Raw genomic sequence first — 20,728 nt, 5'->3', positions numbered from 1 at the left:
TAATCCCCTATGATTACTCTATAAAATACTCTTCATCCAAACTTGCTTTCGCTATAATTTCACGCATGATTTCATTAGTGCCTTCAAGAATTTGATGAACTCTTAAATCTCTAAATATTCTTTCAATTTGATAATCTCGCAGGTAGCCATAACCTCCATGCAATTGCATGGCTTTATCACTAATACGAAATGCGACATCTGTAGCCAAGCGCTTGCCCATAGCACAATACATTGGCGCATTGGGATCATCATTATCCATTGCTGCTGCAGCCCTATAAACCATCAGCCTTGCCGCTTCATAATCTGTTAACATATCCGCAAAATAAAAACGAAGGGCTTGCATCTGAGTTAAAGGTTTTCCAAACTGTTTACGCTCATGCATATAAGATTGGCTCATTCGCAGGCAAGCAAGAGCCCCTCCCAATGAGCAGGAAGCAATATTCACTCTCCCTCCGTTTAAGGCATTCAGTGCGATTTTAAAACCCATACCTTCTTCACCAACACGATTGGCAATGGGCACACGACAATTTTCAAAATATAGCATACAAGTTGGCTGATTTCGCCAACCTAATTTTTTCTCCAGTTTGCCAAATGTCAGACCAGGAGTATTCTTTTCAATTAACAAACAACTGATGCCATGATGAGATTCATCGCCTGTACGTACCATACATAAATACACATCACTAACACTTCCACCCGATATGAATGCTTTCGCACCATTAAGAACATAATATTCACCCTCTTTTACCGCGCGAGTTTTTAAAGAGGCTGCATCAGATCCGGATTCTGGCTCTGTAAGACAATAACTGGCTATCACTTCCATACTGGTTAATTTTGGCCCCCATTTCTTGCGAATCTCTTGACTGCCATAGCGGTCGACCAATGAAGCAACCATATTATGGATGGAGAGATATGCACTTGTTGGAATACAGCCCGTAGCGAGTTGTTCAAAGATGAGTGCTGCATCCAGACGAGAGAGCTGAGCACCTCCTATGTCTTCGCGGACTACCATTCCCGCCATACCTAATTGTGCCGCTTCTCTTAAAGTTTCGATTGGAAAGTAACCTTGTTCATCCCAGAAATCTGCCATTGGAGCCAGTTTGTTACGAGCAAACTCGGAGGCCATTTCTCGAAATGCCAAATGTTCATCAGTGAAATTAAAATGCATAGACCATCCTTAGATTTATTGATTTTAGTCATTGGATTTATTTATGACGCTTTCTTAAAAAATGATATTATTGCGAATTTTTAGCGCCCAGGAAAGATAATAAGAATAATTACATGGGAACTTTAGCGCAACCATCTTTTATAAATCCAAACGCATTAGCTGTTTTAAAAAAATATTTTGGATTTGATTCCTTCAGACCTCCTCAGGAAAAAATAATTGAGGATGTCATTTCTGGGGAAGATGTACTGGTTTTGATGCCTACTGGAGGGGGAAAATCGCTTTGCTATCAAATTCCAGCCATTGTCCGCCCTGGTGTTGGCATTGTAGTATCTCCTTTAATCGCGTTAATGGAAGATCAAGTAACCGCTCTCAAACTGCAGGGTATTCGTGCGGCTTACTACAACTCATCCTTAACCGCCGAAGAGGCTAGAAATGTATTAAATCAATTACATCATAATGAATTGGATTTACTCTATATTGCTCCAGAACGTCTTATTAGTACCTCGTTTCTGGATCGGCTGTCAGAATGTACTATCTCTTTATTTGCTATCGATGAAGCACACTGTATTTCACAATGGGGACATGATTTTCGACCTGAATACGCCTGTTTAGGTTTACTGAAAACTAACTTTCCTGACATTCCTATGATTGCTCTGACAGCTACTGCCGATAAGCAAACACGTGAGGATATTGTTACCAAGTTGAATTATCAACCCAAAAAATACGTTGTTTCATTCAATCGACCGAATATCCATTACAAAGTAGTTCCTAAAACAAATGCAGTGAAGCAATTAAATCTGTTTTTACAATCTGATACCCAGCAATCTGGAATTATTTATTGTGGAACCCGCCATACAGTCGAACATCTTACAGCGAAATTACAAGAACTTGGATTTAAAGCACGCGCTTATCATGCAGGCCTGCCTCATGCGGTGCGGCGTGAGGTGCAAAACCTTTTCAGATACGATCGCATTGATATTGTGGTAGCTACTATTGCTTTTGGAATGGGTATTGACAAGCCTAATGTTCGCTTTGTTGTTCACCATGATTTACCCAAAAGCATCGAAGGTTACTACCAGGAAACAGGTCGTGCAGGACGTGACGGATTACCGGCCAAGGCCCTTCTTCTTTATGATGCTGCGGATAGTGCCCGTTTGCGGTCCTGGATCATGAACATTCCTCTTGAGGAGCAAAGACATATAGAAACCAATAAATTAAATCATATGCTTGCTTTTGCTGAAGCGTCGCATTGTCGTCGTCAAATTTTATTACGCTATTTTGATGAACCTTCTCATACAGAATGTAAAAACTGTGATGTCTGCGATAACCCACCGCAAACAGCCGATGCAACAGAAGATGCGCAAAAATTTTTATCGTGTATTTATCGATTAAAACAAAGCTATGGTTTAACTCATACTATTGATGTCCTGAGAGGTAGTTTATCTGAAAAAATCAAGCAGTCTGGGCATGAGCATTTAAGTACCTTTGGAATTGGGAAGGAGAAATCTGCCAATTATTGGAAGCATCTTGCCTGGCAATTAATTCATAAAGATTATTGTTTACAGGACATGAATCATTTTAATGTGTTACGCTTGACCCCAAAAGCGATTCCCCTCCTAAAAGGTGAAGAGAGTATTTCATTAACCATTCCTAACAATGACCTGAATAGCAGTAAAAAGAAAGGCAAGCAGAATCCTTCCTTTAAACCTGAAAGTAACCCATTATTTGAAAAGCTTCGTGCGTTAAGACGTCAGTTAGCCGATGAAGAAAACAAACCACCATTTATGATATTCAGTGATGCCACATTACATGAAATGGCCCAATCAAAACCCAAAAACAGTAAGCAACTACTGAATGTATCTGGGGTTGGGCAACATAAATTAGCTCGTTATGGCCATTATTTTCTCGAAGCCTTAAACGAATTTTCAGAAGTCGAGTGAGATTCCGTTATGCGTAAATTACTAAGACCTTTTTACGAACGTGATACCGTTCTGGTTGCAAAAGAACTTTTAGGTAAATATTTAGTTCATCATGATGGATTGGAAGAGAAAATTGGGCGCATTGTAGAAGTCGAAGCCTACCTTGGGCAACATGATTTGGCTTGTCATTCATCAAAAGGATTGACTAAAAGAACTAAAGTTATGTTTGGGCCAGCAGGCTATGCGTATGTTTATCTAATTTATGGCATGTATTATTGCATGAACGTAGTCACCGAAAAGGAGGGGATAGGTTCAGCAGTATTAATACGTGCCCTGGAGCCTATCAAAAACATTCAAGACAGAACTCAAGGACCAGGGTTATTATCCAAAGCTATGCGCATTGACTCCAAACTGAATCATCGTGATTTATTAAGCAATGATTTTTATATTGCTGAGCCAAACAGTCCAACTGATTTTACCATTATAGAAAAACCCAGAATTGGGGTTCATTATGCTAAAGAATGGGCTAATGAGTTATTAAGATTTTATATTAAAGACAATCCTTATATTTCGAAAACCTGATTAGGCCTCGTGCATAAACTGTCTCTTTCATTTTATTGCCGCATTGCAAAGATTTCTGTGATGCTCAGGGTATGTAAAAAGCGTATTATCGTATTAATGAGCCCATTATTATTACATCCCTTTCTTCAAGCATGTCCTGTCAATCCCCGGATCCAGGCTTTGTGCCTAATCCGGGGTAATTTCTTGAAATAACTCTACTCTAACCCAATTGCCTTGGGCGGGCAGATATAGGCATTACCCAGATTAGTCACATTGGTTTGTTCTGAACCGCCGCTCATAAAACCACCGTGACGATCAAATGAACCACTCATGGAACCCGTTACACCGGCTCGGTTCGTCACCAATTGAATGTAATTTGCCCCTTTTTTGCTTGCTTTATTCTTCAGATCATTCATTGCTCCCTCTTCCAAATTGCGATTGGAAGTAAAGCCTCCGGTAAAGAAATTACCCTGATTGCCTACGACCTGGCCCACGTATTTGCAACCTTTAGGTGCCGGATTCGGGCTTGCAATGACACGTTCGGCCTGAGGATCTGCTGGAATAGCTGCGCATCCGGTAATCATCAAAGTAATAACAGACGCAGATAGTAGTTTTTTCATAATTACACCTTTTTGTTATCAACAAAACAATGAAATGTTAACAACTCCTGTTTGATTAAACATTACAACCCACTTTTAAATGCACTTGATAATATTTCACTTTATTATCATCAATGAAACCTCTTGTTTCTACTACTTCAAACCAATCCAATTTCCCATGCGTTTTAGCCACTTGCTTTATTGCATTATCAATTGCTTTTTCAATTCCTTCCTGCGAGGTCCCAATTAACTCCACGATTTGGTAAACTTTATCTGTCACTTTTCTTTCCCCCTCTATTAATTTGTTGCTCAGCTTTTGCTATTGCCTTGCGAATAGCCAATGCTTCTTCGGACTGCGCTGGCGCCAACTGGAGTAGTCGTTGCCAGTAATTAATCGCAGCTTCATAATCATGACTTAAGTAAGCATGCATCGCAAGCATGGCTAAAGCATCCGGTTGCCTGGGGTTATTTTTTAATAAGGTATGAAAAATTTCTAAAATATCAGGATTGAACTGTTGATTACTCAATTGCCATAAACTGTGGGCATAATTGACTGCAAATTGCTCGTCTTCAGGTTTAAGCTGGTGGGCTTTTGCAAAAGCGAGGGAAGCATTTTGGTTATCCTTTTGACTGCTGTATAATCTGCCTAACAAATACCAACCCTTGGCACTTTCAGGCTGCGCATCCAACTTGGCCTTCAGCTTGTCGATTAATTCCTGAGGGCTTTTAATCGATTTTAGCATCGATTGCGCTAGCTCCTGAGCCTCATTTCGATGTAGATATTCTTGCCACCGAGCAAAATCTCCCCAAAAATAGTACCCTGTAAAAACCATTATAAAAATAATGGGGGCGAGCAACAAACTTACCAAACGATTGCGCCGCAAAGGATAGGTAATAAGAGTGCATGCAAAAACGGCTAAAACAACCAATAAAATAACTAACCACCATTCATTCATGAGAATTTCGCTTAAAACATGTCCGCCAAAAAATAATAAAGCCAATCAATAAAAACAGGAATGGGCCAAACCACAATAAAAGAGTCACGCTCTTAACAGGCGGTTTAAATAGTATAAAATCCCCATAACGTGCGGTTAGATAATCCATTATTTCACTATCGCTTTTGCCCTCTTTCACTAATTCATAAACCTGAAAACGTAAATCCTTCGCTAATTGAGCATTTGAATCTGCCAAATCCTGATTTTGGCATACCAAACAACGCAAATCTTTTAAAAGATGGTTAAATTGTGCTTCTTTTCTTGCTGAGTCCAATGGATACATACTATTTGCAAACGCAACGGATACTAATAGCAGCAATAAAATCACCTTAAAACAGAAGTGGAATACTCTCATTATGATTTCTCCAAATTCCTCATTAAAGGTAAAATATCAGTTAACCAGGTTTTCTGATTCATTATCCCGACATGCCTGTAGCGGACTATTCCTTTCTTATCAATAACAAACGTTTCAGGCGCCCCATATACACCTAAATCAATAGCGACTTTACCCTCTGAATCCTGGCCTATGAGTCGATAAGGGTTCCCCCATTGTACAAGCCATGCTCTTGCGTGTTCTGGATTGTCTTTATAATTTAAACCATAGATAGGTACGCCTTCTCTTGCGAGTTGCAACATAAATACTTGCTCTTCAACGCAAGCCTCGCACCAACTTGCCCAGACATTAAGTAAAACGACCTGATTATGAAAATTCATTGCACTAAAAGTAGAATCGGGATTTTGCAACTCTGGTAAGGCAAAGTCTGGTAATGGCTTTCCAATTCGAGCTGAAGGCAAATGATGAGGATCCAAAGATAAACCTCGCCAGAGGAAAAAACATAAAAGACAAAAAATAGCGACAGGAATAACACGCCATCCTATTTTTTTCATATCTTGATCTCCCGCACTGACATTACCGTTACTTGCCTTTTTCTGTAATACCTTCTATCTGTTAATGCCAAAACGCCTCCGGCTAAAATCATAAATCCGCCAGCCCAAATCCAGCGGACCAACGGTTTATAATAAATACGTACCGACCAGGCATCCTCAGACAGTGGTTCCCCCAAAGCAATGTAAATATCTCGGAAAGGAGTAACATCAATCGCAGACTCAGTCATTGGCATTTGTCCAATGGTATACACTCTTTTTTCAGGAAAAATTTTCCTGGTTTTATTCTGATATTGTATTGAAAACTCAGCCCTTGTCCCTTTGTAATTTGGGCCATTCAACGGAGTCTGATTAATGAATCCAATCTGATAATCCAGCAGATTCACTTGCTTGCCAGGAGACATACGTACATCATCTTGTACGCCATAAGCTGAAGAAACAGCAATGCCAATCACTGTTGCTGCGACACCACAATGAGCCAAAACCATCCCCCAATAAGCCTGTCCAACTCCTGCCACCCCTCTATCCCTGACTTTGTGATACGCCGCATTAGCAGTACTCAACAAAACCCAGAATGCCAAAATTAATCCCAAAAGGGCTGTAAGGTGTATTTCAGTTGAGGTACAGAATAGTAAAATGACAGGCAATATCAGACTAAGCAAAAAAATACGATTTAGCTTTCTGAAGACATCCCTCCAACAATCATTCTGCCATTTCAAACGGACACCTAACCCCATTAGCAACAATAAAGGAATCATTAATGGAACAAATACTGCATTAAAATAGGGCGCTCCAACGGATAATTTACCTAACCCTAACCCTTCCACCAGCAATGGATAAACCGTGCCCATTAATACCGTCAGCATAATAACCACTAAAAACACATTGTTTAACAACAACGCACTTTCTCGGGATAATAAGCCAGGATGTTTATTGACTTGCAAGGTTTGGGCTCTGAAAAGAAACAATGTTAAAGAACCCCCAATGACGAATAACAAAAATCCCAGAATATATAATCCCCGCTGAGGATCAACCGCAAAGGCATGAACTGAAGTTAAAACTCCAGAGCGAACAAGAAAAGTACCAATTAAACTTAAAGAAAAAGCAGCGATTGCAAGCAACATGGTCCACGCTTTAAATTGCTGGCGTTGCTCTGTAACTGCCAAAGAATGCAATAGTGCCGTACCAACCAGCCAGGGCATAAAAGAAGCGTTTTCTACAGGATCCCAAAACCACCAACCACCCCAGCCTAATTCTCTATAAGCCCACCAACTGCCTAAAGTAATTCCCGCGGTTAAACAACACCAGGCAGCCAGAGTCCAGGGTCTGGTCCATTTAGACCAACTGGTTTCTACTTTCCCTGCCCATAAAGCGGCAATAGCAAAAGCAAAAGCGACACAAAACCCTACATATCCCATGTACAACATAGGAGGATGGAATAAAAAGCCAGGATCTTGCAGCAATGGATTCAGATCACGGCCCTGTGTATTCAATACTTGAAATTGGCGCAAGAAAGGATTGGAAGTCATTAACAAAAAAAGAATAAAACCAATACTTAGCCAACCTAAAATAACTAATACCCGAGCGCGCATTTCCGTATCAAGGCTTGAGCTAAAAAAACAAACCAGGATCATCCAAAAACTAAGGATAGCGACCCATAACAGCATGGAACCTTCATGCCCACCCCACACAGCACAAAATTTATAAAACCATGGGAGCAATAAGCTGGAATTATTCAGCACATAGATCACCGAAAAATCATCCATCAAAAAACAGGCCGTGAGACATAGGTAAGCACATGCCACAAATAAAAATTGCAGCACGACATAATTCCTGGAGGAATCAATCCAGTCTTTCCGATTGAATTGCAAACCCGCCAATGGGATCAAAGCTAACATCAAAGAAGCCACTAAAGCCAAAACCAAAAAAAACAGCCCTAATTCCGCTATCATTGTTTCACCTTATCAGCTAAAGCAGACTTTACTTGAGGTGGCATATAATTGGCATCGTGTTTTGCCAAAACTTGTGTAGCATGAAAATGATGATTATCAGTTACTTCTCCTTCCGCAACTATTCCTTGCCCTTCTCGAAATAAATCGGGAAGTATCCCTGAATAGGTAACAACAATCGTGTTTTCAAAATCTGTAATTTTAAACTGGACATCCAAACCTTTTTTGGCACGCACTATGCTGTTTGCTTCCACCATACCTCCAACTCGGATGTGGTGTTTTGCTGGTGCTTCTCCCGCAACAATCTGCGTGGGGGTGTAAAATAAACTGATATTTTGTCTTAAGGCATATAGAACCAAGGCAGCCGCTGCAGATAAAACAGACAGGGCAAACAGTAAGATAAATAATTTGCGTCGCCGTACAGGGGTCATTTAACCTATCTCTTAAACCAACGTTGTAATTTTTTGCGGGTACGAGTTCTTTGCCACTTTATTCCTAAAATATTCATGCCCAAAACCACGCAAACCAAACCATAAGCAGGCCAAACATAGAGAGAATAACCGCCCATTGCCAACCATTCAAAAAACTGATTCATCAGACTCTTCCTCAAATTGAATCTTAACCCATGATTGCTTTCTCTCCCTGAATAAGACTTCATTACGTGCTTTTTCCAAAATGATCCATAAGGAATACAAGAAAAAACCCAGCAAAGTGATTAACAATGGATACAACATACTGAGAGCAATTTTGGGTTTGGCAAACACAGATAAAGTTGCACCTTGGTGTAAAGTATTCCACCAATAAACTGAATAATGAATTATTGGTAAATCAATTAAACCCACCAAAGCTAAAATTGCTATTATTTTATCTCCATCTTCTTTATTTTTTACCGCTTGATAGGTAGCCAGAATTGCCAGATAGAGCAACAAAAGTATTAATTCTGAGGTCAGGCGGGCATCCCATACCCACCAGGCACCCCACATGGGTTTACCCCAAATGCTCCCTGTAATTAAAGCAAGAAATGCCATGCAGGCACCTAATTGCGCGACCTTATGAATCAAAAGCCCTGCCATTTTGATACGCCACACCAACAATAAAATGGCCAGAAACCCCATCCAGGCATACAATGCCATTGATAAAAAAGCGCTGGGTACATGAACAAAAATAATTCGGTATGCATCCCCTTGCTGATAATCTGGTGGAGCAAATACCAATCCCCAAACCATACCAATGGCCATGGTAGTCAAAGCACTGACTGCCAACCAGGGAATGAGACGTCCCGCGTAGTTATAAAAATTTTTTGGCGATGCCAACTGATACAATATCTTCCACATAGGAAACAATAAAATCAAAAAGAAGGATTCTACCACGCATCAAAACAATCACAAAATTTAGTTCCAAACTTAGGGTCTGTTGACATTTCGCTCGCTTGAGTCGAAAAGCCTTGATTTTCGAGCACCGTAGCGGAGCATACATAGAAGTATGTGAGTAACGGAGCACAGACAATCAAGGCTTTTCGGCCAAGATAGTAGAAATGTCAACAGACCCTAGTCTATATGACTAATACGTATCACTGCCGCAATCGCATAAGGTAGAAAACCAACAGCCAATAGAGACATCGCCAATAATAAAGCCAGATAGCCGCTGACCGGCAAACCTTGCATCGCAACGCTCAAAGTACCACTACCAAATATCAGTAAAGGTAAAGTTAACGGTAATAGAATCAATGCCATCAAAGCCCCACGCTGATTTATCCCTATACCAAAAGCTGCTGCAAGCGCACATAAAAATAATATGGCAGGCGTCCCGCAAATAAGGCTCAATAACAATATACATGTTTCCCAAACATTGAATGAAAATAATATTGCAATCAAAGGAGATAATAATAATAACGGAGTCACGGATATCAACCAGTGTGCCATAACTTTGGCTGTCACAAGGAGATTTAATGGTTGCCCTGAAACTAGCCACTGTTCAAGGACTCCTTGTTCATAATCTTGTTGAAACAACCGTTCTAACGAAAGAAGCATGGATAACAAAATGGCCATCCACACTAATCCGGGAGCAAACATACGCATCAACATTAATTCTGGTCTTAGAGTAAGAGGGAAAATAAATAACAACATTAAAAAAAATAAACACGAATTAACTAAATATCTGATTTGCCGCACCTGGATTAATATTTCACGCCTGAACTGTTTTCCGAATAATTGAAATGGGGAATTCATAGATGATACTCCTCATAATCCGCCTTGTTTAAAGGCAAATCCTGATGAGAGGTCAATAATACAGCACCACCTTTTGCCCTGTGCTCCTGGATTTTTGTGATAATTGTAAGCAATGATAACTCATCAAGAGCAACCAAAGGCTCATCAAGCAACCATAATTTTGCTTTTGACATCCATAATCTTAATAAAGCAACTTGCCTTTTTTGTCCTGAGGATAGTAATCCACATGGATAATCAATAAGGTGTTCTAAACTGAATAATCTGCATAATTCTGTAATGCCCACTGCACCAGGAGAAAAATGTATGTCATATAAACAATTTTCTCTTAGCGTAAGATAGGGATTGATCCCTGATCTATGCCCCACAAAACATAATTGCTTTTGATAGGTGCATAGATCTTTTTTTATAGATTGCCTTTCGAAGAGAATTTCTCCCTTTTCAGGATTAAGCAAACCTGCGATTAATTTAAGTAAAGTCGTTTTTCCTGCTCCATTGGAACCTTTTAAATGCAATAAGCCTCCAGCAGGAAGATGAAAAGAAATTTGTTGCAACAATGGCTGGTCATGATAGTCAAAATCAAGTTCAATCACATCAAGCATAAAACACTTTATTTTTAGATACACTCGGCTAACTATAACAGGACATAAGAAAAATCCCCAATGCCTTCGTGAAAAGTTATTTAATTTTTGCTTGCGAAGTGAGTGGATGATCGCCATAATCTGCTTTATTTTTTGCAAAGGTATATGATGGAATTCCTTAGTGAATATGGCATGTTTCTCTTAAAATGCATCACTCTCGTCATCGCATTACTCATTCTTCTGGCAGGTATATTTTCTATGGGTCGCAAAACCAAACCCAAACTGGAAATCACCTCTCTTAATGAAGAATATCAACACCTGAATGCCTTAATGAATAAAGAGATTTTAGGAAAAAAACCTGGAAAAAAGAAAAAAGATAAAACCAAGCGCCCGGTTCTTTATGTCATTGATTTCAGCGGTGATATCAAAGCAACCCAAGTTGAACAACTAAGAGATGAAGTCACATCGGTATTAAGTATAGCAAAACCTGAGGATGAGGTTTTAGTAAGGTTGGAAAGCCCTGGAGGGGCCGTCAATGGTTATGGATTGGCTGCGTCCCAGTTACAGCGAATCCGTGATAAAAAAATTCCTTTGACTGTCAGCATAGACAAAATGGCAGCCAGCGGCGGATATTTAATGGCCTGCGTAGCAAATAAAATAATTGCTGCCCCATTCGCAATAATCGGCTCTATAGGTGTAGTTGCTCAAATTCCTAATTTTCATCGCTGGTTAAAGAAAAACAACATTGATGTTGAGCTATTAACTGCAGGAGAATACAAACGCACCCTAACACTTTTTGCGGAAAATACTGAAAAAGGTAGAAAAAAGTTTCAGGAAGATTTGGAAAAAATTCATACCGCATTCAGAGAGTATGTTCTTAAAAATAGAAGTCAACTCGATATAGATAAGGTTGCAACTGGTGAACATTGGATAGCAAAAGATGCTTTTGATCTCCGGCTCGTTGATAAGTTAGCTACTAGCGATGAATATTTAATAGAAAAAATGGCGGAGTTTAATGCATTCAAATTAACTGTCCTTGCTAAATTGCCAATTATAAGCAAGGTGCTTAAACCGGCAATGAGACTCATTCATCCGTGGATTTAAAAATTAGTACTGAAACAGCTTGGGAACGCTATTGAAATTCAATACCGTTAAATCAGGCAGCATTCCATAGGAAACGAGATCAATTTTATCATGGGCTTAAAGATTAATGATGGTAGCGGAATTTAAGGAATTAATGAGCAAAAACTTTCAAAATCTGCCATTAACCAAAATTTGAATCTCGGTATATAATTAAAGAATAACAATTTTTCTGAGGAGTAAGACATGAGTGATTTCAAATCGAAGTTACCAGATCTTAATGAATTAACATCAATGACCGCGAAATTATTTAAAGGGATTAAAACCAGTGTCAGTGAAATAATTCAGGACTATAAGCAAAAAAGAGCACAGCCTGTTAGTACCGAAGAGAAAACCACAGAAAATAAGCCAGCTGAAAGCAAGGCCGAACCAAAAACAGAAAGCAAGACCACTGAAAACAAAACTGAGCCAAAAACAGAAAGCAAACCTGAATCAAATACAGAAGAAACACAGGAAAAAGAGAAATAATCCTGTGCTAGCAAATAAGTGATACGGGGTGAGCTGTATCTATTTATCGTTCCATTCTTTCTGGTCGAGTTAAGCCATATTTGCGCATTTTTTCAACTAAAGTTGTCCTTCTCATGTTGAGATAACTGGCCGCATGAGCAACAACCCAATCTGACTCATCTAAGGCCTGGCTAATCAAGGCAAGTTCTGTTTTAACCAAATGCTCTTTTAAATCAATGCCCTCTGCATTAGCTACTGACTCCTGCTTTATTATTTGCAACAAAGTTTCACGTTCCGCCCCCGATGCCTCTGGACAAGATGGTTTATTTTCACCTTGAAACCGATGAGGTAAATCACTCTTGCCAATAATACCATTAGGGTAAAGAATAGATAATCTCTCCACCAAATTAGCTAACTCCCTCACGTTACCTGGCCAACTGTATTCGCATAAAGCATCCATAGCATCGGGCATTAATCGAACGGTAGGTCTGCCCTCTCCTTCAATTCGAGAAACCAGCTCATTAAAAAGCAGTGATAAATCACTACTTCTATTACGTAGTGGAGGCATTTCAATGGGAAATACATTCAATCTGTAAAACAAATCTTCTCTAAATTTCCCTTCTTGAATAGCAATTTCTAAATTTCTATGTGTAGCAGCAATGATACGAACATTGACTTCGATGCTTTTATTTGAACCTACTCTTTCAAAGCAACGTTCTTGTAAAACTCTTAATAACTTAACCTGCATAGCTAATGGCATATCTCCTATTTCATCCAGGAATAGAGTTCCTCCATTGGCCAACTCAAAACGTCCTTGCCTTGATGTAATCGCTCCTGTAAATGCACCTTTTTCATGACCAAATAATTCACTCTCCAACAATTCCCCCGGGATTGCTCCACAATTGATAGGGACAAATGGTTTATTTGCTCGGGATGAAAGAGAATGTATATTGCGAGCAACGACTTCCTTACCTGTACCTGACTCACCTAAAATCAACACACTGGCTTCAGTATCGGCTACTTGCTCAATTAGTTTGCGTACTTGACGAATACCTTCACTATTCCCAACCAAGCTTCTAAATAAAGGAGTCTTATGGGTACCTGCAGTGATAAATTTAACTGCTTCTTTAGCTATTTGACACCTATGGAGCGATTTAAGCATTTTTGCATAGCTGAATGGAAATGATAAACAATCAACGATATTTCGATCCGCGCATTCAGATGTAGAAAGCACAGCATCAATAACCAATATTGGAGTTTTTGGAAACCTTTTAACTAATGTATCCAATTCATCCATCATTTTTTCAAAAGAAGCGCACGCTCCAAGAACTATCACACTTGGATTAGGATTAACACTCAATTGCCAATTGCCATATTGAGTGACCTCAGAGAATTGGCCTATAAAATCAAAAATAGTCCGAAGCTTGTCACAACGTTCCTTATCATCATCGATAATATAAATCCTGTCATTGCTCCTCATAAACCTATCCTTAAGTTTGAGTCATTTAATTTAAAGTATCGGACACATAATGAATAACTGTCAAATAATTGTCACAATTTATTTTAACCGTCATAAAATCTATCAAATTAGGCCGTATCGCTATAATTAAAAAAATACTAACCTATCCGGATGCTAATTAAAAAATCATAGTCATCACCAGACTAAGTATTTGATTTATCTGTAACAAATAATCATCTTAAACGCATTACACTGATTACCAAAACATAATTCCTGACTTCCTATGGTCTTCGTAGCGCTCACTTGAGCCTGCTTTACGAAATCCTTGGCTTGCATATATCCCATACGATTACAGAACGAATTGGCAGCTTGTTTACCACAGCCTTTATTGCGCTCCATACACCAATCCACTCGGTAATCATTATAACGGGGTACGGCAAATTTTTTCTCTCGATAATGGTAGGGTTTGGGAGGAGTATGTGATAAACCAATAGCACAAGCTATTGTCATAAAACCATTACAACGCCATCCTTTGCATTGAGCCTTGCTACCCAAGTAATTAGTTAAACCGACGTTATAGGCAATGACATTTTGAGTGGAGTAATCATAACCCAGCATTTGGCAATAACGATTCGCTACCTCCTTTCCGCACTCTTTCCCATCTAAAGTACAGTAATCAAGTCGTTGCCCTAAATAAGTAGGATGCCAAAAATTTCTAAATGCCAAATTCTGCTTACTTGAAGCTGTTAACTGACCGCAAAAAGAAAAAAATAAAAGTATAAAAACCAGGAAATTTCTAAAATTGCTCATTATAACAATCCATTACCAAGTATTAGCACATGTTAGCTTAGGATGACTGGGAGGCACAAGAGAGATTTATTCTTCTTTTACTCGTACTGTAATGAACTTTTGTCTTATTGCATTTTCTAGATACGACTATGATTTAAAAGCTGACCAAAGACAAAACAACTATATCAAGATAATTTTTCAAAGGCTATAAACAATGTTATAAATAGCATATGAACAGAACTTATCCCCTGGAATCAAGGCAACAAATGTTTTTAATAAGAAAGTTTGGCCAAATTGAATGACAGAATTAAAAACACTTTGTAACAAAGAGCATAGGGGCTTAAGCAAATTCTAATGAAACAAGCTTTTCAATCATCACTTTAAAAGCCCATATCAAAGGCTAGTCGTTTATGAAAAAATATTTAACTTTTATAGTGTCAGGCTTAGCCTTACTTGCAATAATATGGTTCATTCGCCACTTATGGATAATTGGAACTGTCAAGGTTGTGCGTCCTGTTTATGGAACTGCAGTTCAAGCTGTTTATGCCACAGGGACAGTCGAACCAACCGTCATGATGCCAATTGCCTCACAAAACACAGCCCGCCTTGTCAAGTTGAATGCAGATGAAGGCTCGGAAGTAGTAAAGGGACAGATATTAGCCAGCCTGGAAGATGAACACCTGCAACATAACTTAAAAGAGCTGAAAGAACATGAAACATTAGCAAAAATAAGATACGAGCGGAATGCTCAATTAGTTAAAAAAGGAGTCATCTCCAAAGATGAGTATGATCGCACCTTGTCCGAATGGCAAGCAGCCAGTGCCGCCGTACGCAGAATAGAAGCTCAAATCAGTTATTTACAACTGATAGCCCCTGCAGATGGCCGTATCATTAAACGTGACGGTGAAGTTGGACAACTAATCCCGGCAAATCAACCTGTATTTTGGCTTTCTTGCTGTGCTCCCCTAAGAGTTTCTGCTGAAGTCGATGAGGAAGACATTGTATTGGTCAGAGTCGGGCAAAAAGTGTTGATCAGATCAGATGCTTTTCCAAATCAAATCTTTTATGGCCGTGTCAAAAGCATCACCCCTAAAGGCGATCCAATAGCCAGAAGTTACAGAGTTCGCATTAATTTTTCAGAAAATAATCCTTTATTGATTGGTATGACAGCTGAAACCAATATTATTGTTCATGAAAAGAAAAATGCCTTATTGCTTCCTGTAAGTAGTATTTCTGAAAACAAAGTTTGGATTGTACAGGATGATGGGAAGCTCTCTCAAAATACAGTGACTATTGGCGCAAGAGGATTAAAACAAGCCGAGATTTTAAAAGGTGTCAATATTAACGACCTGGTTGTCTTACAACCTGATAATAAGCTAAAAAATGGGCAAAAAGTGCGTTTCATTCTTGTAAAACAGGAAGAATAATGAAGCTATTTTTAAAGATCGCTTTAAAACATTTGCTTGCACGCAAACGACAAAGCCTGGTTTCTTTGATGGGAATTGTATTGGGAGTAGCCTTCTTTTTAACAATTTCGTCACTGATGCAGGGGTCTGAAAAAGATTTCATCAAACGCTTGGTGGATAATTCACCGCATATCACGATCATAGATGAATATCGAAACCCTCGTATACAACCCATCCAACAGCTGCACACACATGGCGCTATTGAAATTCGCAGTGTTAAACCATTAACAGAACCCCGAGGGATTAGAGGGTATGAACAAACAATAAATAATTTATCGCTTACCATCCCGGGAATTGTTATTTCTCCTGTTCTAATTGGACAAGCCTTAATTAGTTATGCAGGGAAAGATTATTCGGTCACTTTGAATGGTATGATCCCTGAAGAGATAAAAAAAGTTTCTACTATCGAAAATTATATGACTTCAGGTTCGATTGATGATCTCATAGTCAATCCCGATGGTATTGTCTTGGGAAGCGAGCTCTTGCGTAAATTATCCCTGACAAAAGATGATAACATTACTGTGACAGCGCCCAATGGTCAAATACGCACTTTCAAAATTCTTGGCGTATTTCGCACTGGCCGTTCAGATTTTGATACCAATCAAGCGTTTATTAGTATTAAACGCGCTCAAGCATTATTAAACCGACCTAACCGCTCCAATAACATCATTATAAAACTGCCTAACCCCTATCAGGCCTATGACATTGCCGCTCAAATTGAAAAACAGATAGGCTATAAAACTATTTCCTGGCAGGAAAAATCGGAAGATTTGCTCAATACACTAGTCATTCGAAATATCATTATGTATAGCGTGGTTAGCGCTGTTTTAATTGTCGCTGCATTTGGAATTTATAATGTTATTTCGACTGTAGTAATGGAAAAACACAGAGACATTGCCATACTTAAATCAATCGGTTTCCAAAAACATGATATTCAATTTATTTTTATCATAGAAGGTTTTCTTCTAGGACTGGTTGGATGTTTGTTAGGACTGCCTTTGGGAAGTGGACTGATGTACAGTCTCATGCAAGTCCAATTCAAGCCGCCAGGAAGCTCTGAATTGATTAATATGCCACTCGATTGGAGTTATTTACAATTTGTCATCGCCACAGCTTTTGCGATGTCCGCCTCAATCATAGCCGCCGTTCTTCCTGCTCATAAGGCAGCGCTTGTTCATCCTGTTGATATCCTGCGAGGAGGGGGAATGTGAACAAGATTGTCATAAAAACAAAAGAGCTTTCGCGTCAACTGCCAGGTGAAGTTCCCGTCACTTTAGTCAAGGACATAAATCTCGAAGTCAGAGAAGGTGAATTTTTAGTAATTTCTGGCCCCTCAGGTTCTGGCAAATCGTCACTGCTTTATTTGCTAGGCTTGCTTGATAGACCCTCTCAAGGAACAATTTGGCTGAATAATGAAGATGTTTCAACTTATGAGGAAGAAAAAATGGCCTGGTTGCGCTTGACTCAAATTGGTTATGTCTTTCAATTCCATTTTCTATTACCTGAGTTTACAGCCCTGGAGAATGTGATGTTGCCTATGCAACGCCTAGGCAAACTAAGTCTTGGGGAAATGAAAAACCGAGCTACCAAGCTTTTAACCAGCCTAGGGTTAGAGGAGCAATTATCAAAACTGCCTAAACAGCTGTCAGGAGGGCAAAGCCAGCGCGTTGCTATTGCACGAGCTCTGGCCAATGATCCCATATTGCTCTTGGCAGACGAGCCAACTGGAAATCTTGATACCGTTTCGAGTACCAATGTGCAAAATATACTAAAAGAACTTGCTCATGAATACAGAAGATCGGTAATCATCGTAACGCACGATATGAATTTTGCTGCTACAGCGGACAGAGTGATTCACATTGTCGATGGCAAAATGCAAGAATAACCTCACTTCTTGCTAGTCCATGCTTACTTCATCAGTTTCATCCTGATCTATTCTTCAGGACTAACGTAAAACCCCAAGGTCGAGGCAAAAAATGTTTGTAATGAGTGAGTTTAAATAATAAACTAAATGAACGAATTAAAAACATTTTTTAACAAAGAGATTGGGATTTTGCGTAGGTCCTGTTCTTTTTAAATCGGATTAGGACTATCTATAAACCAATGTTCCAAGTCAAAATAGTTTGCAAGATAAACACCGAGGGATTGAATGCCGAAACGTTCCGTCGCATGATGACCACAAGAAAAATATTGTATACCCAATTCCATAGCCTGATAGAACGTTCGTTCAGAAACTTCACCACTTAAATAAGCATCAACGCCAAGTTGGTAAGCTTCTTCTATAAAGTCTTGTGCTGCTCCAGTGCACCATGCTATGGAGTGAATCATTTTTTCATTTCCCGCAATATGCACAGGATAACGGCCAAGTTTGTGCTCTAAAAAACTGGAAAACTGTTCGCTGTTCATTGCCTTTGATAATTTTCCAGACCAAAGGAGATTGGCAGTATTGTTGACCTTATGCATCTCATGGGACCCTATTAACAACAAATTCGCCAGGCTGGCATTATTCCCTAGCTCGGGATGACAATCCAAAGGCAAATGATAGGCAAATAAATTCATGTTATGGCCAAGTAGCTTAGCAATCCTTCGCCTTTTCATTCCGGAAATAACAGGATTTTCACCTTTCCAGAAATAACCATGGTGAACTAACAGTGCATCAGCTTGCTGTTCAATAGCTTGGGAAATCACGTCCTCTGATGCACTGACTGCCGTACATATACGCTTAATCTTGTCTTTGCCTTCAACTTGAATTCCATTAGGTGCATAATCCTGGTATTGAGAACAATTCAAGAAATCCAGTAAAAAAAGGCTTAATTCATCTCTTGTAATCACCTGTCAGAAACTCTCTTAATGTCCGCTCCCAATAGAGATAACTTTTCTTCTATTCGCTCATAGCCTCTATCAACATGATAAATCCGCTCAACTACTGTTTCCCCTTCAGCAACCAGGCCCGCGAGAATTAAACTGGCTGATGCCCTTAAATCAGTAGCCATTACCGGTGCGCCAGTTAATTTTTCAACACCATGAACGATGGCTGTATTTCCATTAAGTTGGATATTAGCCCCCATTCTCTGTAACTCTTGAACATGCATAAATCGGTTTTCAAAAATAGTTTCTATAATAGTTGAAGAACCTTCTGCTACGGAATTCATTGCCATAAATTGAGCTTGCATATCCGTTGCAAATGCAGGATAAGGGGCGGTTGAAATATTAACTGCCTGAGGCCGCTTGTTATGCATATTTAAACTGACCCAATCCTCACCAATGGTTAATTCCGCGCCTGCCTCTTCGAATTTACATAATTGAGATAATAAAGTATCAGGACGTACTTTCTTAACAGTCACTTGACCACGAGTAAGCGCTCCAGCTGCCAAATAAGTGCCCGCTTCTATTCTATCGGACATGACCGAATAAGTCCCACCGTTTAGTGATTCCACACCTTCTACTTCAATAGTAGAAGTACCCGCGCCTCGAATTTTCGCTCCCATTTGAATCAGAAAGTTAGCCAAGTCTACTACTTCTGGTTCGCGCGCAGCATTTTTAATCGTAGTAATGCCTTCTGCCAACACAGCAGCCATTAACACATTTTCGGTTCCTGTGACAGTAACTGTGTCAAACATCAAGCGTTTACCTTGCAGACATCCCTTTTTGCAACGAGCATTGATGTAGCCATTTTTAACCGTAATGTCTGCCCCCATGGCTCTTAATGCTTTTAAATGCAGGTCAACTGGTCTTGTTCCAATGGCGCATCCACCGGGCAGAGAAACATCTGCCTTACCGAAGCGCGCCAGCATTGGGCCTAATACCAAAATGGAGGCACGCATTGTTTTGACCAGATCGTAAGGAGCAACAAACTCATTGACTTGACTGGAGTCAACTTGAACATTCATCTTTTCATCAACAATTAAATGAGCTCCCAATTGTCCTAACAGTTCCATCATGGTAGTGATGTCTTTAAGATGAGGCACATTAGATATTGTGACGTGATCACTGGCTAATAGACTGGCAGCCATGATTGGAAGAGCAGCGTTTTTTGCTCCCGAAATGACCACTTCACCATGTAATGCTTTACCACCATTAATCAATAATTTATCCATTTTGCTTCCCCCATTCTTCTTTTGTCCATGTCTTCATACTGATAGCATGAAGCCTTCCGGTGGTAATAAAGTCTTTAAGCTGGGCATAAACCCATTGCTGTCTTGCTACTTTAGACTTCTTAAGAAATATATCGGTCACTACAGTTACCTGATATTGATAACCATCGCCTTCTACCTTGACATAAAATACATCGTCAATTTCATTAAGTCTTTGTTCAATTTCTTCATTACTTAACATAAACTTAGCTCACTAATTAAAATAAATACAAATTTTTTATACTTTTATTGATAAAAAATAATGGACATGACTGAATCATCATCAAAAAAATCCGTGTTTACACCATCATTCTCTAAAGATTTAGACTGTTTCACCAACCACAACATTACCTCAAAACTCATGGGAATTTATCAATTCAGGAGGACAACTAGAGTCTGTTAATTTTTCTCT

24 protein-coding genes are annotated in these 20,728 nt (G+C 39.4%); 7 read left to right on the top strand and 17 right to left on the bottom strand.

Annotated elements, in window-relative coordinates; translation table 11 throughout:
* Window positions 1-13: 13 nt before the first annotated feature.
* Window positions 14-1,168 (bottom strand): acyl-CoA dehydrogenase family protein, encoded by a 1,155-nt coding sequence (locus LPG_RS04305; protein ID WP_010946604.1) that lies wholly within the window; start codon window positions 1,166-1,168, stop codon window positions 14-16.
* 113 nt (window positions 1,169-1,281) lie between these two features.
* Here LPG_RS04305 and recQ point away from each other — a divergent pair, with 113 nt between their 5' ends.
* Window positions 1,282-3,108 carry a DNA helicase RecQ gene (gene recQ, locus LPG_RS04300; RefSeq protein WP_010946603.1) on the top strand — a complete coding sequence of 609 codons (1,827 nt, stop codon included), beginning with the start codon at window positions 1,282-1,284 and terminating at the stop codon, window positions 3,106-3,108.
* A gap of 9 nt (window positions 3,109-3,117) precedes the next feature.
* Window positions 3,118-3,669 (top strand): DNA-3-methyladenine glycosylase, encoded by a 552-nt coding sequence (locus LPG_RS04295; protein ID WP_010946602.1) that lies wholly within the window; start codon window positions 3,118-3,120, stop codon window positions 3,667-3,669.
* A gap of 194 nt (window positions 3,670-3,863) precedes the next feature.
* Here the strand turns inward: LPG_RS04295 and LPG_RS04290 are convergent, their stop codons facing one another.
* The 11 genes from LPG_RS04290 to ccmA form a co-directional block, all read right to left on the bottom strand.
* Window positions 3,864-4,268 carry a DUF4156 domain-containing protein gene (locus LPG_RS04290; RefSeq protein WP_010946601.1) on the bottom strand — a complete coding sequence of 135 codons (405 nt, stop codon included), beginning with the start codon at window positions 4,266-4,268 and terminating at the stop codon, window positions 3,864-3,866.
* Between the two features lie 55 nt (window positions 4,269-4,323).
* Window positions 4,324-4,527, bottom strand: coding sequence for a dodecin (locus LPG_RS04285; RefSeq protein WP_011213332.1), 204 nt, complete (start codon window positions 4,525-4,527; stop codon window positions 4,324-4,326).
* Window positions 4,517-5,203 carry a tetratricopeptide repeat protein gene (locus LPG_RS04280; RefSeq protein ID WP_011213331.1) on the bottom strand — a complete coding sequence of 229 codons (687 nt, stop codon included), beginning with the start codon at window positions 5,201-5,203 and terminating at the stop codon, window positions 4,517-4,519. Before LPG_RS04280 ends, LPG_RS04285 begins: the two co-directional genes overlap by 11 nt.
* Entirely contained in the window at window positions 5,196-5,597 is a 402-nt protein-coding gene (locus tag LPG_RS04275; RefSeq protein ID WP_010946599.1) for a cytochrome c-type biogenesis protein, read from the bottom strand. The genes LPG_RS04280 and LPG_RS04275 overlap by 8 nt, the downstream gene beginning before the upstream one ends.
* Entirely contained in the window at window positions 5,597-6,130 is a 534-nt protein-coding gene (locus tag LPG_RS04270; RefSeq protein WP_010946598.1) for a DsbE family thiol:disulfide interchange protein, read from the bottom strand. Before LPG_RS04270 ends, LPG_RS04275 begins: the two co-directional genes overlap by 1 nt.
* Entirely contained in the window at window positions 6,127-8,079 is a 1,953-nt protein-coding gene (locus LPG_RS04265) for a heme lyase CcmF/NrfE family subunit (protein ID WP_010946597.1), read from the bottom strand. The genes LPG_RS04270 and LPG_RS04265 overlap by 4 nt, the downstream gene beginning before the upstream one ends.
* A complete protein-coding gene (gene ccmE, locus LPG_RS04260) occupies window positions 8,076-8,507 on the bottom strand; it encodes a cytochrome c maturation protein CcmE (protein ID WP_010946596.1) in 432 nt (143 codons plus the stop codon). The genes LPG_RS04265 and ccmE overlap by 4 nt, the downstream gene beginning before the upstream one ends.
* 5 nt (window positions 8,508-8,512) lie before the next feature.
* Window positions 8,513-8,671, bottom strand: coding sequence for a heme exporter protein CcmD (gene ccmD / locus LPG_RS04255; RefSeq protein ID WP_011945969.1), 159 nt, complete (start codon window positions 8,669-8,671; stop codon window positions 8,513-8,515).
* Window positions 8,655-9,410 (bottom strand): heme ABC transporter permease CcmC, encoded by a 756-nt coding sequence (ccmC, locus tag LPG_RS04250; protein ID WP_011213329.1) that lies wholly within the window; start codon window positions 9,408-9,410, stop codon window positions 8,655-8,657. Before ccmC ends, ccmD begins: the two co-directional genes overlap by 17 nt.
* 213 nt (window positions 9,411-9,623) lie before the next feature.
* On the bottom strand, window positions 9,624-10,304 hold the full coding sequence (gene ccmB / locus LPG_RS04245; RefSeq protein ID WP_010946593.1) for a heme exporter protein CcmB: 681 nt from the start codon (window positions 10,302-10,304) through the stop codon (window positions 9,624-9,626).
* Window positions 10,301-10,903 (bottom strand): heme ABC exporter ATP-binding protein CcmA, encoded by a 603-nt coding sequence (gene ccmA / locus LPG_RS04240; protein WP_010946592.1) that lies wholly within the window; start codon window positions 10,901-10,903, stop codon window positions 10,301-10,303. The genes ccmB and ccmA overlap by 4 nt, the downstream gene beginning before the upstream one ends.
* A gap of 147 nt (window positions 10,904-11,050) precedes the next feature.
* Here ccmA and sohB point away from each other — a divergent pair, with 147 nt between their 5' ends.
* Both sohB and LPG_RS04230 read left to right on the top strand, forming a co-directional pair.
* Window positions 11,051-11,986, top strand: a complete 936-nt coding sequence (gene sohB / locus LPG_RS04235; RefSeq protein ID WP_015444709.1) for a protease SohB — start codon at window positions 11,051-11,053, stop codon at window positions 11,984-11,986.
* 222 nt (window positions 11,987-12,208) lie between these two features.
* Entirely contained in the window at window positions 12,209-12,490 is a 282-nt protein-coding gene (locus tag LPG_RS04230; protein WP_010946590.1) for a hypothetical protein, read from the top strand.
* A 43-nt stretch (window positions 12,491-12,533) separates the two neighbouring features.
* Here LPG_RS04230 and LPG_RS04225 read toward each other — a convergent pair whose 3' ends face one another.
* Together LPG_RS04225 and LPG_RS04220 are read right to left on the bottom strand one after the other, a co-directional pair.
* Window positions 12,534-13,949, bottom strand: coding sequence for a sigma-54 dependent transcriptional regulator (locus LPG_RS04225; protein ID WP_010946589.1), 1,416 nt, complete (start codon window positions 13,947-13,949; stop codon window positions 12,534-12,536).
* A 195-nt stretch (window positions 13,950-14,144) separates the two neighbouring features.
* On the bottom strand, window positions 14,145-14,738 hold the full coding sequence (locus LPG_RS04220; protein WP_010946588.1) for a hypothetical protein: 594 nt from the start codon (window positions 14,736-14,738) through the stop codon (window positions 14,145-14,147).
* A 389-nt stretch (window positions 14,739-15,127) separates the two neighbouring features.
* Here LPG_RS04220 and LPG_RS04215 point away from each other — a divergent pair, with 389 nt between their 5' ends.
* The 3 genes from LPG_RS04215 to LPG_RS04205 are packed head-to-tail and all read left to right on the top strand — an operon-like array spanning window position 15,128 to window position 18,068.
* Window positions 15,128-16,144 carry an efflux RND transporter periplasmic adaptor subunit gene (locus tag LPG_RS04215; RefSeq protein WP_010946587.1) on the top strand — a complete coding sequence of 339 codons (1,017 nt, stop codon included), beginning with the start codon at window positions 15,128-15,130 and terminating at the stop codon, window positions 16,142-16,144.
* Window positions 16,144-17,394: an ABC transporter permease gene (locus tag LPG_RS04210; RefSeq protein WP_010946586.1), complete on the top strand. Its 1,251-nt coding sequence runs from the start codon at window positions 16,144-16,146 to the stop codon at window positions 17,392-17,394. Before LPG_RS04215 ends, LPG_RS04210 begins: the two co-directional genes overlap by 1 nt.
* The gene (locus LPG_RS04205; protein ID WP_010946585.1) at window positions 17,391-18,068 is read left to right on the top strand and encodes an ABC transporter ATP-binding protein; all 678 of its coding nucleotides are present in this window, start codon (window positions 17,391-17,393) and stop codon (window positions 18,066-18,068) included. Before LPG_RS04210 ends, LPG_RS04205 begins: the two co-directional genes overlap by 4 nt.
* 188 nt (window positions 18,069-18,256) lie before the next feature.
* Here LPG_RS04205 and LPG_RS04200 read toward each other — a convergent pair whose 3' ends face one another.
* Genes LPG_RS04200 through LPG_RS04190 form a run of 3 tightly spaced genes read right to left on the bottom strand, consistent with a single transcriptional unit; the run spans window position 18,257 to window position 20,518 of the window.
* Window positions 18,257-19,015: a Nif3-like dinuclear metal center hexameric protein gene (locus LPG_RS04200; protein WP_010946584.1), complete on the bottom strand. Its 759-nt coding sequence runs from the start codon at window positions 19,013-19,015 to the stop codon at window positions 18,257-18,259.
* Complete coding sequence (gene murA, locus LPG_RS04195; RefSeq protein ID WP_010946583.1) at window positions 19,012-20,280, bottom strand: UDP-N-acetylglucosamine 1-carboxyvinyltransferase; 1,269 nt, start codon at window positions 20,278-20,280, stop codon at window positions 19,012-19,014. Before murA ends, LPG_RS04200 begins: the two co-directional genes overlap by 4 nt.
* Window positions 20,273-20,518 carry a BolA family protein gene (locus LPG_RS04190; protein ID WP_010946582.1) on the bottom strand — a complete coding sequence of 82 codons (246 nt, stop codon included), beginning with the start codon at window positions 20,516-20,518 and terminating at the stop codon, window positions 20,273-20,275. The genes murA and LPG_RS04190 overlap by 8 nt, the downstream gene beginning before the upstream one ends.
* Between the last annotated feature and the right edge of the window lie 210 nt (window positions 20,519-20,728).

This window comes from Legionella pneumophila subsp. pneumophila str. Philadelphia 1 (assembly GCF_000008485.1).
Lineage (GTDB): Bacteria > Pseudomonadota > Gammaproteobacteria > Legionellales > Legionellaceae > Legionella > Legionella pneumophila.
The sequence above is the reverse complement of the archived record's forward strand: the minus strand, read 5'-3'. Positions and strand labels throughout refer to the sequence as shown.